Origin of the sequence: Neoroseomonas terrae, from assembly GCF_018129025.1 — a bacterium.
Taxonomy (GTDB): domain Bacteria; phylum Pseudomonadota; class Alphaproteobacteria; order Acetobacterales; family Acetobacteraceae; genus Neoroseomonas; species Neoroseomonas terrae.
Window position 1 is genome coordinate 1 of sequence record NZ_JAAEDI010000013.1, and the last position, 14,713, is coordinate 14,713.

The 14,713-nt window shown below is 68.3% G+C and carries 14 protein-coding genes; 5 read left to right on the top strand and 9 right to left on the bottom strand.

Annotated elements, in window-relative coordinates; translation table 11 throughout:
- Together GXW78_RS28635 and GXW78_RS12925 are read left to right on the top strand one after the other, a co-directional pair.
- The coding region (locus GXW78_RS28635; RefSeq protein WP_408904188.1) for an OmpA family protein at nt 1–137 on the top strand (137 nt) is incomplete at its 5' end.
- 116 nt (nt 138–253) lie between these two features.
- The gene (locus GXW78_RS12925; RefSeq protein ID WP_246522133.1) at nt 254–1,399 is read left to right on the top strand and encodes an OmpA family protein; all 1,146 of its coding nucleotides are present in this window, start codon (nt 254–256) and stop codon (nt 1,397–1,399) included.
- A gap of 197 nt (nt 1,400–1,596) precedes the next feature.
- On the opposite strand, the gene GXW78_RS12930 is transcribed toward GXW78_RS12925, so the two are convergent.
- The 3 genes from GXW78_RS12930 to def all read right to left on the bottom strand — a co-directional run bounded on the left by GXW78_RS12930 (nt 1,597) and on the right by def (nt 3,437).
- The gene (locus GXW78_RS12930; RefSeq protein ID WP_211869240.1) at nt 1,597–2,133 is read right to left on the bottom strand and encodes a hypothetical protein; all 537 of its coding nucleotides are present in this window, start codon (nt 2,131–2,133) and stop codon (nt 1,597–1,599) included.
- Between the two features lie 192 nt (nt 2,134–2,325).
- Nucleotides 2,326–2,931 (bottom strand): COQ9 family protein, encoded by a 606-nt coding sequence (locus tag GXW78_RS12935; protein WP_246522135.1) that lies wholly within the window; start codon nt 2,929–2,931, stop codon nt 2,326–2,328.
- Nucleotides 2,928–3,437 (bottom strand): peptide deformylase, encoded by a 510-nt coding sequence (def, locus tag GXW78_RS12940; RefSeq protein WP_211869241.1) that lies wholly within the window; start codon nt 3,435–3,437, stop codon nt 2,928–2,930. Before def ends, GXW78_RS12935 begins: the two co-directional genes overlap by 4 nt.
- A gap of 182 nt (nt 3,438–3,619) precedes the next feature.
- On the opposite strand from def, the gene rpsU reads away from it, so the two are divergent.
- The 3 genes from rpsU (at nt 3,620) to GXW78_RS28490 (ending at nt 6,042) form a co-directional block, all read left to right on the top strand.
- Nucleotides 3,620–3,823 (top strand): 30S ribosomal protein S21, encoded by a 204-nt coding sequence (gene rpsU, locus GXW78_RS12945; protein ID WP_007006360.1) that lies wholly within the window; start codon nt 3,620–3,622, stop codon nt 3,821–3,823.
- 255 nt (nt 3,824–4,078) lie between these two features.
- Entirely contained in the window at nt 4,079–4,786 is a 708-nt protein-coding gene (locus tag GXW78_RS12950; RefSeq protein WP_211869242.1) for an FG-GAP repeat domain-containing protein, read from the top strand.
- Nucleotides 4,705–6,042, top strand: coding sequence for an FG-GAP repeat domain-containing protein (locus GXW78_RS28490; RefSeq protein ID WP_211869243.1), 1,338 nt, complete (start codon nt 4,705–4,707; stop codon nt 6,040–6,042). Before GXW78_RS12950 ends, GXW78_RS28490 begins: the two co-directional genes overlap by 82 nt.
- 159 nt (nt 6,043–6,201) lie before the next feature.
- On the opposite strand, the gene GXW78_RS12960 is transcribed toward GXW78_RS28490, so the two are convergent.
- The 6 genes from GXW78_RS12960 to GXW78_RS12985 all read right to left on the bottom strand — a co-directional run bounded on the left by GXW78_RS12960 (nt 6,202) and on the right by GXW78_RS12985 (nt 14,678).
- A complete protein-coding gene (locus GXW78_RS12960; RefSeq protein WP_211869244.1) occupies nt 6,202–8,001 on the bottom strand; it encodes a monovalent cation:proton antiporter-2 (CPA2) family protein in 1,800 nt (599 codons plus the stop codon).
- A 170-nt stretch (nt 8,002–8,171) separates the two neighbouring features.
- Complete coding sequence (locus GXW78_RS12965) at nt 8,172–10,466, bottom strand: molybdopterin guanine dinucleotide-containing S/N-oxide reductase (RefSeq protein WP_211869245.1); 2,295 nt, start codon at nt 10,464–10,466, stop codon at nt 8,172–8,174.
- A 1-nt stretch (nt 10,467) separates the two neighbouring features.
- Nucleotides 10,468–11,421: a sterol desaturase family protein gene (locus GXW78_RS12970; protein ID WP_211869246.1), complete on the bottom strand. Its 954-nt coding sequence runs from the start codon at nt 11,419–11,421 to the stop codon at nt 10,468–10,470.
- A gap of 296 nt (nt 11,422–11,717) precedes the next feature.
- A complete protein-coding gene (locus GXW78_RS12975) occupies nt 11,718–12,854 on the bottom strand; it encodes an OmpA family protein (protein WP_211869247.1) in 1,137 nt (378 codons plus the stop codon).
- A 125-nt stretch (nt 12,855–12,979) separates the two neighbouring features.
- Nucleotides 12,980–13,744, bottom strand: a complete 765-nt coding sequence (locus GXW78_RS12980; protein ID WP_211869248.1) for a polysaccharide deacetylase family protein — start codon at nt 13,742–13,744, stop codon at nt 12,980–12,982.
- Entirely contained in the window at nt 13,731–14,678 is a 948-nt protein-coding gene (locus GXW78_RS12985) for a YVTN family beta-propeller repeat protein (RefSeq protein WP_246522137.1), read from the bottom strand. The genes GXW78_RS12980 and GXW78_RS12985 overlap by 14 nt, the downstream gene beginning before the upstream one ends.
- Nucleotides 14,679–14,713: the final 35 nt, after the last annotated feature.

Consider the following 14,713-nt stretch of genomic DNA (forward strand, 5'->3'; position numbering starts at 1 on the left):
CTGCCGAGCTGGTTCGCCTGGGCATCCCCCGCAACCAGATCACCGCCCGCGGCTTCGGCGAGACCAACCTGCTGGTCCCGACCCCCGACAACACCCGCGAGCCGCAGAACCGCCGCGTGGAAATCATCCTCCGCTGATCGCACGCATCAGCGTCGGATACCGGGAAGGGGCGCCGAAAGGCGCCCCTTTCTGCGTTGCGGGAGGAACCATGATCCTCCACATTCCGACAACAGATATGCCCGATACTCCTCCCATGTCCTCCGCCTCCTCCCGCCGCCGCCGCCGCATGACGCTGCTGCTCGGCAGCGCCTTTGCCGCCGCATGGCTTGCTGCGGCTCCGCAAGCACAGGCCCAGTATACCGAAGGGCTCTACATCGCCGGCGGCGCCGGCTTCAGCCTGCTGCCCAACACCGGACTCGGACTCGATTCGACGGTTGTCACCGGCCTCGCCGCAGCGGGCTACGGCAACCGGGCGACGGTCGGATTCGCGCCGGGCTTCGCCGGGGTGCTCAGCCTGGGCTGGGGCTTCGGCAACGGCCTGCGCGCGGAGATCGAAGGCAACTTCCGCAGGAACGACACCGACGGTTCCTCCGGCGTCGCCGGCTGGTCCGCCGATGGCGGCATCAGCGGCCACCAGCAATCCTGGGGCGTGATGGGCAACGTCCTGCTCGACCTGCTGCCGATCGGCCCCGTCATGCCCTATGTCGGCATCGGTGCAGGCTACGTCGTCACCGACTGGGCCGGGGTGCGCGGCTTCAGCCAGAATGGCGCGCTGCGCATGACGATCGACGACAGCGACGGCCGATTCGCCTACCAGGCCATCGCTGGGCTCGCCTTCCCGCTCGACTTCCTGCCGGGCCTCGCGCTGACGGCGGAATACCGCTTCATCGCCACGCTGCAGCCGCGCCTGCAGGTGCGCTTCGACAACCCGACGACAGGCGCCACCGTCGCGCGCGGCACGGCCGAGCCGGATGCCTACAACCAGTCGGTCATGCTGGGCCTGCGCTACTCCTTCAACACAACCGGCACCACGCCGACCCCAGCCCCGGCGGCTACAGCGCCGGTGCAGCAGCGCAGCTTCATCGTGTTCTTCGACTGGAACCGCGCCGACCTGACCGAACGCGCCCGCCAGATCATCGCCGAGGCCGCGCAGCAGGCACGCGCCCAGCGCACCACCCGTATCGAGGTCGCCGGCCACGCCGACCGGTCGGGCACCGTGCAGTACAATCAGGCGCTATCGCGCCGCCGGGCGGAGACGGTGGCCGCGGAACTGGTCCGCCTTGGTGTGCCGCGGGAGGAGATTACGATCACCGCGCTTGGCGAAAGCCAGCCGCTGGTGCCGACCGCGGACGATGCGCGGGAACCGCAGAACCGGCGGGTGGAGATCGTCCTGCGCTGATGTCTCAGAGAGGGGCTTTGCCTCTCTCCGAACCTCACCCCACCAGGATGCTAGGCATCCTGGACCGCAGGCTTCTGGTGCCGGGCGCGACAGTCAGACCGGCATGATCGGTGAGCGCGAAGCGCACCTGCGCCCGGCAGTATACGGCGCGAAGGGAAGGCCCGCGGATGCGGGCCACCCGTCGTCTGACGGCCGACTTAGCGCCGCGCGGAGGCCCGGCGTGCTGCCGGCCGGCGAGTCGCCGCCGCGGCCGTGCCGCAATCCGGCGCGTCGTAGCCTTCGATGATGTTGCGCTCATTCACCAGGCGCGGCAGATCCGCCACGGCGGTCTGCACCACCACCTGGAACAGCGGCTGGGCGTCGCGGCAGAAGAAGGCGCCGCTGCGCAGCGCGTCCTGCGAATGCTCATTCGCCAGGTTGGTGTTGTACTGGTCGAGCCGCCCGCCGCGCGCCGCGCCGCCGTAGCTGCGCTGGAAGTGCGACGCCGCCACGCGGTCAGCGGCCGACAGGTCCGACCCGAAGCGGCGGAGGAAATTGTTGTAGCCTTCCGGCGCATTGTAGCTCTGCCCGGTGCGGCACTGCAGCGCAGCCACCATCAGGTAGGAGCGCAGGGCGCGAATCTCGATCGCGGAACGCTCCTCGGGGCGAAGGCAGGCCTGCGCCAGCGCCGGGCCGGCGATCAGGACACCGCAAAGCGCGGCAAGGGCAGTGCGGGTCTTGGGCTTGTTCATCATCGGGCGCCGGGCGCTCCCTTCAGCATGTGGGGTGGGCTGCCCCACGCGCTGGCCCCCGAAACCGGTCGCGCATCGAAGCTGTCCCTGCTGCGGCATTTAACCGGCCTCGCCGGTCAAGACCACCAAAATCTTGTTTCAATCATTCATGGATAACAGGGTGTTGCACGGCGGCGTGCAGACGGCACCGTAGCGTCAGGCTGCCTTCGCCCCGCCAGCGGGCCGCCGGCACCGTTGGGCACGCGCCAGACCCGCCAATCGGCGGTCGAGGAAGGCGAGCGCCGGCCCGACATCCTCAGAATCATCGCGCAGCCAGAAGGCGAGCGTCGCGCCATAGATCGCTCCGAGAGTCGCCCGCCGCGTGTAGCGGGAAATGTCGGCCGAGGTGTCGCCCGCCGCGTTCCAGATTGCATCGGCGGTGCGCGCCGCCCCGCGCAATCCTGCCGGCGCGTTCCATGGCAGGGCGAACAGCGCCAGGGCCTGCCGCGCCGCCTCCTTGTGCGGGGCAATCAGCCGCAGGCGGGCAGCGACCAGCGCCCGGACACGCTGCGGGGTGCGCAGCGCATCGAGGTCGCCGGCGGCCTCGGCCATGTCGCGATCGGTCAGGTCGAGCCATGCCTCCACCGCCGACGTCACGCCGCGCGGGAACAGGAAGCTCGCCTCGTCGGGCGGCAGCCCGGCCGCTTCAAGGCCGGCGGCGATGCTGCGCGCCGTCCAGCCATGGCGCGGCACCACCGGCAGTATGGCGCGGATCGCGGCATCGCGGCCCGCACGGTCGGATTCGGAGAGCGCTTCCATCATGCCTCCTTCCTGGCCGCGGCGACGCGGGCCAGTTCCTCGTTGAAGCCGAACAGGGAGAAATCCTCCATCCGCATCGGATAGAGCATGCCGTCCAGATGGTCCGTCTCATGCTGCATGACGCGGGCAACCAGGCCGGCCGCCTCGCCCTCGATGGGCCGGCCGTCGATGTCGACGCCACGGAAACGCAGCCGCGTCGCGCGCCGCACCGCTCCACGCAGGCCGGGGATGGACAGGCATCCCTCCCAGCCGAGCTCCGTCTCCTCGCCGATCGGCTCCAGCTCGGGGTTGATCAGGGCGGAGATGCCCCCCGCCCCGGTGCGCCAGACAAATAGCCTCAGCCCCACATGCACCTGCGGCGCGGCAAGGCCGAGGCCTGACGCATCTTCCATCGTCTCCGCCATGTCGGCGACGAGTCGCCGGATGTCAGGCGCGGTCGGGTCTTCCACCGGCGCGGCGGGGGCGAGGAGGACCGGATGCCCCATGCGGGCGATCTTCAGCAGGGCCATGGTGGGAAAAGGCTCGAAAAAGTGGGCGCGACCATGCATATAGGGCCTTCGCGCCGCACGGGAGGGCTTTCGGCGCGGCGGGGAATCGTGATAAGCGTCCCGCAACCGATGCTGACCAGTCGTACGGTCGTGTCGATTGCCCTTCGTTCTATCCACTTCAAACGCGCAGGAGGTTGCGCCGCGTGCAAGTCGTCGTTCGTGACAACAATATCGATCAGGCGCTCAAGGCGCTGAAGAAGAAGCTCCAGCGGGAAGGCGTGTTCCGCGAGATGAAGCTTCGCCGGCACTACGAGAAGCCGTCCGAGCGTCGTGCGCGTGAGGCCGCCGAGGCCGTCCGCCGCGCCCGCAAGGTCGAGCGCAAGCGCCTGGAGCGCGAGGGCTTCTGAAGCCCCACGTTCCGCCCTTCCCGGCGGAAGCACGTAGGAAACCGCGGCACGGGCGACCGTGAGCCGCGGTTTTTTGCTGTCTGCGACATGCCCCACCCCGTCGCAGCCGTCCGAACGGCTGCTCATGTCAGTCATGGCGGAACGGAGCGGCCGGGTCCGGATCCACATCTGACGATCTCGTTAGCAGGCGAATGATTGCCTCAGGCCAATGACTGCGCATAGGTTGCCCGCCAACAAGCTGGGACGCTGCGCACGATGGGCCTGAACACGCTATCCGAGTCATTTAGCCTGGGAGCACGCTCCTCGAGTTCCGGCCTGACCTATTCGCTCCAGCAATCGATGGCGGAAACCTACACCATCAGGAGCGTCACCGGCGGTCAGTACCGTTCGGGGACGGCTCAGCAGGATCTGGTTTTCCTGCAGGAGAACCAGAGCAACAGCGACAACACCGACGTCCACTTCCGCACCTTCAATACCGGCGCGGGAACCTTCAACGGGTCCACCGTCACCACGGTCAACGGGGTCTGGCATTACACGGCGACCGCGGACCTGAACGGCGACGGCTATGGCGATCTGATTTTCCTCAACCCCGAATACGGGTCGAAGTTCGATCAGTATACGCAGGAGCCGGAATCGCCGCCGACGCTGACCATCGGCGTTCTGATGGGCAATCCCGGCAGTTCGACGCCCTTCGCCGGCAGCAGCCTGAAGACCATGACCATCGACGCGACCGGTACGACCCAGGACGAGGTCGCGATGACCGATATGGACTTCGCGGACTTCAATGGTGACGGGATCGTCGACGTCATCGTCGCCGGCGTCACGGCAGGCAAGCCGTTGGCCGAAGCCCCCAGCACCTTCAATCCAGCACCTTCAATTATGTGTACACCGGGGCCTACACGATCGGACTGGGCGTCGGTGACGGCACCTTCAACTTCCAGCCGCTCGCTCAAATGCCGATGACGTATACGGGCAGCGACAGCGATCTCGCGCTCGGGCGCGTCGCCGCGATGGACTTCAACAACGACGGCTACGTCGATATTGCATTCGGCTTTCACCTGGAGAACCAGGACACGCTCCCGGAAAATGACTTCAGCTGGGTCATCTGGGGCAGTGCGTCGTCGAGCAGCAGCACGCCAAGTTTCTACATGAATACGGCGGATTCCAGCAGTGTGGTTGCTGTAGGCCAATGGGCAAATCCGCAGGACTTCACCGGTGTCTGGCAGACGCCTTCCGGTGGCGTGTCGACTCCCGGCAATCTGGGCGTCACGCTGAACTCATCCACCTGGGCGGCGCTCTTCAACTACGACAAATCGTTCTTCAGCAACGTCGAAGTCAACAGCCACACGCCGCGCGGCCCTTTTGGTCCAGCCTATGACTACGATGGCGATGGCTACATCGACTTGATGTTCAATGACGGCAATGGCTCGGCCATCCTGACCGGGATCAATTGGGACTACTCCGACACGTCGAACACGGTTCAGCACCAGAACATGACCCTGGGGACGGATATTTTTTCGTCAGGGGCGCTGGATTTCAACGGCGACGGCAAGATGGATTGGGCCGGGGGCTACAACGGCGACAATCACATCTACGCCTATGTGAACCAGGCACAGTTCGCCAGCGACGCCGCTGTCCAGCTTGTCGAGGGGGAGGCCGTGGCCGGCGTCGTCAACGGCGTTGCCGCCCATCGCATGATGGGGTCCGACTTCACCCTGTCGGTGGTCGGTGGCCGCGCAGCCTACGACAACGCCCTCGGCTGGTTCGAGATCCGCGCCGACGGCAGCTTCGGCGATGCCCGGTTCCTGAGTGTCACCGGTGGCACCACGGAGATCGATGGGCTGGGCGCCGGCAGCAGGCTGGCGCTGTTCCTTGTTTCGAACGGTGCAGCGCTCAACGATGACCTGACGGGATCCTTTCGCTTCGTGGATGCCGTGTCCGGCGGCGCAGCCAAGATAGGCTCCAAGGCCCCGGCCCTGGTCAGCGTGGACCGCGCGGGCCAGGTGGTGGAGGGCAACATCTTCCATACCGCGGACGCGAACAGCTTCGACATGCTGAACGCTCTGAATCCCACCGGCCATCATCAGACGCTGTCGCGGATGGACGCCTCGGGTGACCTTCTGATCGCCTTCGAAGACACCCTTCTTACCGATGGCGACTTCGACTTCAACGACCTGGTCGTCAAGGTCACGGTGCATGAGGATGCGGGCCTGCTTTGAACCGGTGGATTGGGCGCCTGGCGTCCCTCCCCATGCTGGTTTCCGGCCGCCCGACATTGAAGAGGGCGCCAGTTGCCATGGCTGCACCCTGCCGCGTCGAACGGCGGTGATCCGCTCGCTCTTGCGCGCGCGGCACGGGCCCGGGCGAGGATTCGGGCCCTAATCCCGAGTCTGCTCGGCGGCGCGGGCCTCGGCCTTTGCCTGGCCCTCGCCGAGCCAGTCCTGGCGGTGCGACAGCAACAGGCGCCGCCCAGCCTCCATCCCCTGAGAGGATTCCAGCGCGAAGCGTTCCGCGTCGCGCCGGCGCAGGGTCGCGATCACCTCGTCGGCGTCCTCCTCGGAGTTATGCAGGCGGATCAGCGCCTCCCGCCCCAGCGTAAGGGCCGATTCGAAGGTCTCGCGCACCACCTCGTCGGCGCCGGCGGCGAGGAGGCGCATCGCATGCTCGCGATCGAAAGCGCGGCACAGCACCGGGATGCCGCGAAACTCCGACTTCAGCAGGTGCAGGATGCGTAGCGCGGCATCCCGGTCGTCCACGCAGCAGAGAATCATCCGCGCTCGCCCGGCCCCGGCGGCGTGCAGGATGTCGAGCCGCGTACCGTCACCATAATGAACCTTGAAGCCGTAGGCGTTGGCTTCGCGCACCATCTCCGGGTCGGTGTCGATGACCGAGATGGAGCATTGCCGCGTCAGCATCGAGCTGCCGACCATCTGGCCGAAGCGCCCGAAGCCGATGATTAGCACGCTCGCCTCGCTGTGCTGCGGCGCCTCGACGCCGTCCAGCGACGGCTCCTCCGGCGGCACCATCCGGTCATGCAGGATGATCATCACCGGCGTCAGCACCATCGAGACGATGACGGTTGCCGTCAGCACCGCATTCGTCTGCGCGTCGATGATGCCGACCGCGCCGGCGGCGGCATACAGCACGAAGGCGAACTCGCCGCCCTGCGCCATCATCACCGCGCGCTCCAGCGCTTCCCGGTGGCCGGCGCGGGCCAGGCGCGCGACGCCGTAGATCGCCACGCCCTTCACCAGCATGTACGCCACGACGCCGATCGCGATGGTCGCCCAGTTCGCGGCGATGACCGCAAGGTCGAGCGCCATGCCCACCGCCAGGAAGAACAGCCCCAGCAGCAACCCGCGGAAGGGCTCGACATCGGCTTCCAGCTGATGCCGGAAGTCGCTTTCCGACAGCAGTACGCCAGCGAGGAACGCCCCCATCGCCATCGACAGCCCGCCAAGCTGCATGGCGAGCGCCGAGCCCAGCACCACCAGCAGCGCGGCCGCCGTCATCACCTCCCGCGCCCGCGCCTCGGCCAGCAGCCGGAACATCGGGTTCAGCAGCCACAACCCGGCGGCGATCAGCCCGGCGATCGAGGCCAGCCCAACACCGACCGCCTGCCAGCGCGCGACGGCGCTCGTTTCGGCCGCACCGGAGGCCAGGAAGGCCACGAGCGCCAGCAGCGGCACGATCGCCAGGTCCTCGAGCAGCAGCACCGCGACGATGCGCTGCCCGGCCTGCACGCCGACCATTCGCCGTTCCTCGAGCATCTGCATCACGATCGCCGTCGAGGTCAGCACGAAGCCGGTCCCGGCCACGAAGGCAACGACCGGCGGCAGGCCCATCAGCACGCCGACGCTCATCAGCAGCCCGATGCAGAGACCCACCTGCGCCAGCCCGAGCCCGAAGATCTGCTGCCGCATCCCCCACAATCGGGACGGCTCCATCTCCAGGCCGATGATGAACAGGAACATCACCACGCCGAGTTCGGCGACGTGCAGGATCGACTGCGCATCGCTGAACAGGCCTATGCCATAGGGGCCGATCACCAACCCGGCGACGAGGTAGCCGAGCACCGAGCCGAGGCCGAGCCGCTTGAACAGCGGTACTGCCACCACCGCCGCACCGAGCAGCGCGACCGCGCTGACGAGGTCCGGGCCATGCGATTCGGCGCTCATGGCAGGCGATGGAATGTCATGGGAAGGCCCTGCGGGTTAGGGTGGCATGCTGGCGCGCCGCGACGGGCCGTGCAACGCACAGGGAAGAAAGAGCGGGGGAGCGAACTCCCCCGTGCCCCCTCCTTTTTCTGCCTGTCAGCCTGTCGCGCCAACGCGGCAGGCACGGACCATCAGGCCACGGGCGGGTCGAAGGCCCGGATGGGGGGGAGGTTGCCGGTGAAGCGCTCAACCTCGACGCTGGTGAGCTGGCCCGTGCAACCCTGCGCCAGCGAGGACGTCCCGACGTCGCGCGTCAGGATGTTCGGGTTGCCATGGACGCAGAGGGCCATGTCGTCCTCCGGGTCCTCCGGGTCGTACCAGGCGCCGGTCGGCAGTTGCACGACGCCGGGCCGCACATCCTCGCTGACCGCCGCCGTCGCGAGGCAGGCGCCACGCGCGTTGAACAGCCGCACGATGTCGCCATCGCCGATTCCGCGCACCGCGGCGTCGGTGGGGTGGATGCGCATCACCTCCCGCCCGCGGCGCTTCATCGCGCTGCTGTGGCCGCCGAAGTCGAACTGGCTGTGCAGCCGGCTCGCCGGCTGGTTCGCCACCAGCCAGAGCGGGCGGCCTTCCGCCGGCGCATCGGTCGGCTCCAGCCACGCCGGATGGCCGGGGCAATCGGCATAGCCGAAACCCGCGATCGCTTCCGAGAACAGCTGGATCCTGCCGGTGCGCGTCGGCAGCGCCGCGCCTTCCGGGTCGTCGCGGAAGGCGCGGATGATGCCGCCATCATCGTCCTGCTGCGGCAGGGTCAGGTAGCCTTCCTCCCAGAACGCATCGAAATCCGGTGCGGGCAGGCCCTTCTCCGCCAGCCCCTTCTGGGTCGGGGCATAGAGATGCCGCAGCCACGCCCTGGTGTCGCGGCCCTCGGTGAAGGCTTCCCGCTTGCCGAGCCGCTCCGCCAGGTCGGCGAAGATGTCGTAGTCGTCGCGCGCCTCGCCGAAGGGTTCGGCCACGCGATGCATCGCGACCATCAGCGGGTCGGTCGGCGCCGCGCCGATATCCTCGCGCTCCAGCGTCATCGTCGTCGGCAGGACGATGTCGGCATGGCGCGCGGTGGCCGTCCAGGCGATCTCATGCACCACCAGCGTCTCGACCGCCGCGAAGGCGTGGCGCAGCCGGTTCAGGTCCTGGTGGTGGTGGAACGGATTGCCCCCCGCCCAATAGACCAGCCGGATGTCGGGATAGGTCATCCGCTTGCCGTCATAGTCGAACTCGACACCGGGATTCAGCAGCATGTCGGAGATGCGCGCCACCGGGATGAACGGCCCGACGCCGTTCTTCCCCTGCGGCAGCGCCGCGGTCGGCACCGCGTTCTGCCGCTTACCGTAATGCGCGATCGACCCGAGCGCGTAGTTGAACCCGCCGCCCGGCAGCCCGTACTGGCCGAGCATCGCCGCGAGCACGCCGGCCATCCACACCGGCTGCTCGCCATGCTCGGCGCGCTGCAGGGAATGTGCCATGGCGATCAGCGACCGCTTGCCCGCCATGCGCCGCGCCAGGCCGGCGATGGTCTCGGCCGGCAGGCCGCAGATCGTCGCCGCCCATTCTGCGGTCTTCGGCACGCCGTCGCTGCGGCCGGTCAGGTAGGCCTCGAACTCGGCCCAGCCGGAGCAGTAGCGGTCGATGAAGGCGACGTCGTGCAACCCTTCGGTCAGCAGCGTGTGCGCCATGCCGAGCATCATCGCCGTATCGGTGTTCGGCACCGGCGCCAGCCATTCGTGATGGCATTCTTCCGGCAGGTCGTCCCGCACCGGGGAGACATTGACGAAGACGCAGCCGCGCTTCGCCGCCGCGGCCATCGAACCCCGCTCGACATGGGCGGAGACGCCGCCGCTCGCCACCGCCGAGTTCTTCAGCGCCATGCCGCCGAAGGCGACGCAGATCTCGGTGTGCTCGACGATCTGTTCCCAGGTGACGTTGCGCCGCGACACCGCTTCGAACGGCCCAAGGAAGTGCGGCAGGATGACCGCCGAGGCGCCGGCGGAATAGGAATTGACCGACTTCACATAACCGCCGATCGAGGTGTTCAGGAAGCGGTGCACCTGGGATTGCGCATGGTGGAAGCGCCCGGCGGAGGACCAGCCGTAGGACCCGCCGAACACCGCGCCGGGGCCGTGCGCGTCCCGCACGCGGGCGAGTTCGCCGGCCAGCAGGTCCAGCACCTTGTCCCAGGACATCGGCACGAATTCGTCGCGGCCGCGCCGGTCGCTCTTGCCGGGCCCTTTCTCCAGCCAGCCGCGGCGGACCATGGGCTGGGCGATGCGGGCGCGGTGGCGGATCGCCTCGGGGAAGTTCTGCAGGATCGGGTTCGGGTCGGGGTCGCCCGGATGCGGCTGCACCACCAGCCGCCCGTCCTGCCACCCGGCCTCGAAGACGCCCCAATGGGAGGAATGGGGCTTCAGCCGCGGTGGTGCGTTCATCTCAGTTTCCGGATCGTCCTGCGATGGCACCCGCCATGCGCTTCAGGCCGACGAATTGTTGCCGCACCCAGCCGCCCGTGGCCAGGGCTTCCGGCCCCTCCGGATCGCCCGTGCGGGGAAAGACATCGCGCCGGAAATCCGCCGTGCCGAAGATCCAGTCCCAGACCGGGAACAGCACGGCGTAGTTCTTCCCGTGCTCCGCGGCCGACAGCACGCCGTGATGCGCCCGGTGGAAGCGGGGGGAGACGATCAGCCGTTCCCCGACACGCCCGAAGGACAGCTTCACATTGGCGTGCGACAGGCTCTCCGCGAGCCGCGAGATCAGCACCAGCAGCGGGAACTGCCCCGGCGGCACGCCGATCAGCAGCGCGATGGCGCCGAACCACAGCGCGCCGATGATCTCATCCAGGATGTGGTTGCGGTCATCGGTCCAGAACGTCATCTGGCGCTGCGCGTGATGGATGGAATGCAGCGCCCACCACCAGCGGAAGGAATGCTGGAAGCGGTGCCGCCAGTATTCGCCGAAATCGAGGATCACGACGTAGAGGGCGAAGGCCAGCACCGGCATCTCGCGCAGGCCGGGGATCAGGTTCTCGAGCGTCGGCGGTACGAAGCCGCTGTCGGCGACCGTGCCTTCCCACCACGCGCTCAGCGAGTTCAGCAGCACGAAGGCGATCAGCGGCAGCAGGCCGAGGCGCGTCAGCAGCGTGTAGAGGATGTCGGTGCGGATCGCGCGTCGGTCGGTCACGGGCTCGACCGGCCACCAGGCTTCCAGCGGCCGGCACACCACATACACGACGATGATCGAGAAGATGCCGAACAGGCCGAACTCGATCCAGTCCACGGCGTCCTCAGCCCAGTCCATCAGGCCGAGCTGGTACATCGCCGGCTGGACGATGTGCTCGAACAGCCAGGCCGTGATGTCGTCGAGGGTGTGGGTGATGGACTCGGTCATTCGGGTCGCAACCTAGCCGGTCGCGGTGGCGCCGCGGAAGAAGGTTGGAGGGGCTGTGCCCCTCTCCAAACCTCACCTCGCCCAAGGCCGAAGGGCCTTTCGAAACCTTGAGTTGGCGCCGACCGCCGCGGTTCTCCTCGCAGGAAACGCCGGCACCGGACACGCCGCCCGGACCCAAAACGGGGACGCTTCGTCACCACGAAACGCCCGCCCAACCAGGTATCGGTTTCCAAAGGCCCTTCGGCCTTTGGTGGGGTGGGGTTCCGGGGAGGGGCAAAGCCCCTCCCCGTCTCCGCTCAGCGCAGGATGATTTCCACGCGCCGGTTCTGAGGCTCGCGCGTGTTGTCCGGCGTCGCCACCAGCAGGTTCGTCTCGCCGAAGCCCTGCGCCACGATCTCCTGCCGCGGCACGCCCAGCCGCACCAGCTCCGCCGCCACGGCATTCGCGCGCCGCACCGACAGGCCCTGGTTGTACTGCGCCGAGCCCGAGGTATCGGTGTAGCCGTTCACCTCGATGCGCGTGACCTGCTGCTGCGAACGCGCCTGCGCCGCTTCCGAGATGATCTGCCGCGCCCGGTCGTTCAGGTCAGCCCGGTTCCAGTCGAAGAACACCAGGAAGGTGCGCGCCGGCGCCGGCGCGACGGCCGGCGGCGCCGCGACGGGCGGCGGGGCCGCGTTGAAGGCGTAGCGTACGCCGAGCAGGATGGAGTGGTTGAAGTTGTCCACCTCCACCGGGCTCCGCTGCACCACGCCGTTGGCGTTGCGGGCGCTGGCGTTCAGCTCGGGCGAAAGCGTGCCGAAGAAGCGGTACTCCGCCGTCACGGCAAGCCCCGGCACGGACTGGATCGGCAGGGCGGCGCCGACGATCGCCTGGTAGGCGAAGCGACCATCGGTGCCGTCGACGCTGAACTGCGGCAGGGTGCTGCCGGCGGTCGAGCGCGCGCGGACATTCACATTGTCGTATTCCAGCCAGGCGTAACCGGCGCCGACACCGAGATACGGCAGCACCACCCAGTTCTGGGTCGCGCCGAAATCATACAGCGCGTTGACCATCACGCCGTAGCTCTTGGCCCGGCCGCCCGAGCTCGCGGAGCCGCCGTAGCCGCGGGCAGTCACGCTGTCGACCTCATTGTAGCGGAAGTTGCCTTCCAACTCGACCCGCAGGCCGTTGCCGAAGCCGTAGCCTACCGACATCACGCCTGCGAAGCCCATGTCGAAGGACGCGTTGAAGCCGCCGGACGGCGTCAGGCCGAGATTGTTCGGGTTGATGTCGGACGCATCCAGCCAGCTCTGGAGGTTGCCGCCGTCGGAATCCGTCAGCCAGTTCAGGCCGGCGCCGGCGGCGATGTAGACGCCGTTCACCGGCTGTGCGGAGGCCGCGGCGGCCGGCAGGACCAGCATCGTTGCGGCGAGCAGCGCGTTTCTCAAAGTCATGGATTGCATCCCATCCTTATCATTCGGCTTTGATTGCCGAAGGGCTCAACCACGGGGGGTGGAATGCGTTTCACGGCCCCGGTGCAACCCGCCGGAACTGTGACAGAATTGCCACTATGTTCGGGTCAGCGCCCGGAAGCCGGCAGGGTGGCGAAGCAGTAGCCACGTGTCTGGAGGCCGACAATCACCTCCTCGAGCACATTCGCGTAAGGGTCGCGGCGCGACCGGACGCCCCAATGCATGACGAGAACCTCCCCGTCGCGCACGGTGCGCAGCGCCCGGTCGGCAAGCGCCCGGTTGGAACTGGCCTCGCTGGACAGCTCGTCGCCCAGGAAGCCGTGAGCGCTCCAGCCCTGGTGACGCAGGCCGCAGGCCTCGGCCATGCGGATGGCGCCAGGGGTGGTGATACCGCCCGGCGCGCGCCACAGCGGCAGCACCACCGCATCGGGCGCAACGGCACGCAGGCGCTCGATCGGCTCGGCGAGTTCCCGGCACATGGCCGCCTGGTCCAGCACGGTTCGCCCTTCCCGCGTCCGCGAGACGTAGCTGGTGCGCCCCGGCCCGGCATCGCCCCGGAAGTACCAGTGGCGATCGGTATGGCTGGCGAAGACATGGCCTTCGGCGACGCGGGCGCGCCAGAACGCTGCCCAGCCGGGGTCGAGGCTGCGTTCCCCGGTGTGGGTCGGCTCATTGGCGACGAAAAGGGTCGCGCGAACGTTGCGGCGCTTCAGGATCTCGGCGATCCGCTCCGCCTCCCGCCCCCAGCCGGTGTCGATGGTGAGGTACAGCGTGCCGGCGCGGCAGGCGGGCGCGGCTGCCTGCTGCTGCGCCGCGGCCGGCGCGGCGAACAGCGCCAGCAGCGCGGCCAGGGCCGCCCTAGGATTCCACACGGCCCGGCTGGACGAAGATGCCGTGGGGGCTGCGGCCGACGCGGATCGTCTCGTATTCGCCGGTGCGCGGGTCTACGCGGGCAATCCGCCCGGCCCAGCGCAGCGTCGTCCATATCGCGCCGTCCGGGGCGAAGGCGATGCAGTCCGGCCCGCCCGGCAGCTCGATCACGCGTCGCACGTCGAGCGTGCTCGGGTCGATCTCGGCGAGGCGGCTCTGCACGCGGCTCGTCGCCCACAGCGCCTTGCCGTCGGGCTGGATGAAGATGGTGTGCGCGCCGCGGCCGATCTGGATCTGCCGCTCGATCTCCCGCGTCTCCGGGTTCATCACCGCGAAGTGGTCCGCGCCCATGACGCCGACGATCAGCTTGCCGCGGTGCCAGACGATGCCGGCCGGCTCGCGCCCCACCGGCGCCTCCCACATCGGGGTCCGCGTCTCCAGGCTGACGGCGGCGACCGTGCCGCTGCCCTGCAACGTGACATAGACGACCTTGCCGTCCGGCCGGAACGCCATGTGGGATGGCTTGTCCGGCATGCGCAGCCGGGCGAGCAGCGTCAGGTCGGACGCCTGGTAGATATCCACCTGGTTGCGTCGCAGGCTGCAGATAACGAGGTGACGGCCGTCGGGCGTAAAGTCGAGGTGATACGGGTTCGATATGCGCTCGCGCCGGCGAACGTCGCCCGTGGCGGGATCGACGAAGAAGATCTCGTTGCCACCGGAATCGGCGATCAGCAGGTCGCGCCCATCGGGCGAGAGGACCAGGTGATGCACCTCCCGCAGGGCGGGGATGCGACGCATCTCCTGCCGGCTGTCGGCATCGATCACCGAGATGCTCGAATCCCCCGAATTGAGGACGTAGACGAGTTCATTGGCGGCCGCAGCCGGCCGGGCCAGCAGCAGCAGCGGGGAACCAAGCAGGAGAGCGCGGCGGCGCATGGGCGGACCTGGGTTTCGCGACGGCGACCGGGGGA

Coding starts and splice junctions, on each gene's coding strand:
- GXW78_RS12925 (WP_246522133.1), top strand. CDS start 254: ATGTCCTCCGCCTCCTCCCGCCGCCGCCGCCGCATGACGCTGCTGCTC.
- GXW78_RS12930 (WP_211869240.1), bottom strand. CDS start 2,133: ATGATGAACAAGCCCAAGACCCGCACTGCCCTTGCCGCGCTTTGCGGT.
- GXW78_RS12935 (WP_246522135.1), bottom strand. CDS start 2,931: ATGATGGAAGCGCTCTCCGAATCCGACCGTGCGGGCCGCGATGCCGCG.
- def (WP_211869241.1), bottom strand. CDS start 3,437: ATGGCCCTGCTGAAGATCGCCCGCATGGGGCATCCGGTCCTCCTCGCC.
- GXW78_RS12950 (WP_211869242.1), top strand. CDS start 4,079: ATGGGCCTGAACACGCTATCCGAGTCATTTAGCCTGGGAGCACGCTCC.
- GXW78_RS12960 (WP_211869244.1), bottom strand. CDS start 8,001: ATGAGCGCCGAATCGCATGGCCCGGACCTCGTCAGCGCGGTCGCGCTG.
- GXW78_RS12965 (WP_211869245.1), bottom strand. CDS start 10,466: ATGAACGCACCACCGCGGCTGAAGCCCCATTCCTCCCATTGGGGCGTC.
- GXW78_RS12970 (WP_211869246.1), bottom strand. CDS start 11,421: ATGACCGAGTCCATCACCCACACCCTCGACGACATCACGGCCTGGCTG.
- GXW78_RS12975 (WP_211869247.1), bottom strand. CDS start 12,854: ATGACTTTGAGAAACGCGCTGCTCGCCGCAACGATGCTGGTCCTGCCG.
- GXW78_RS12985 (WP_246522137.1), bottom strand. CDS start 14,678: ATGCGCCGCCGCGCTCTCCTGCTTGGTTCCCCGCTGCTGCTGCTGGCC.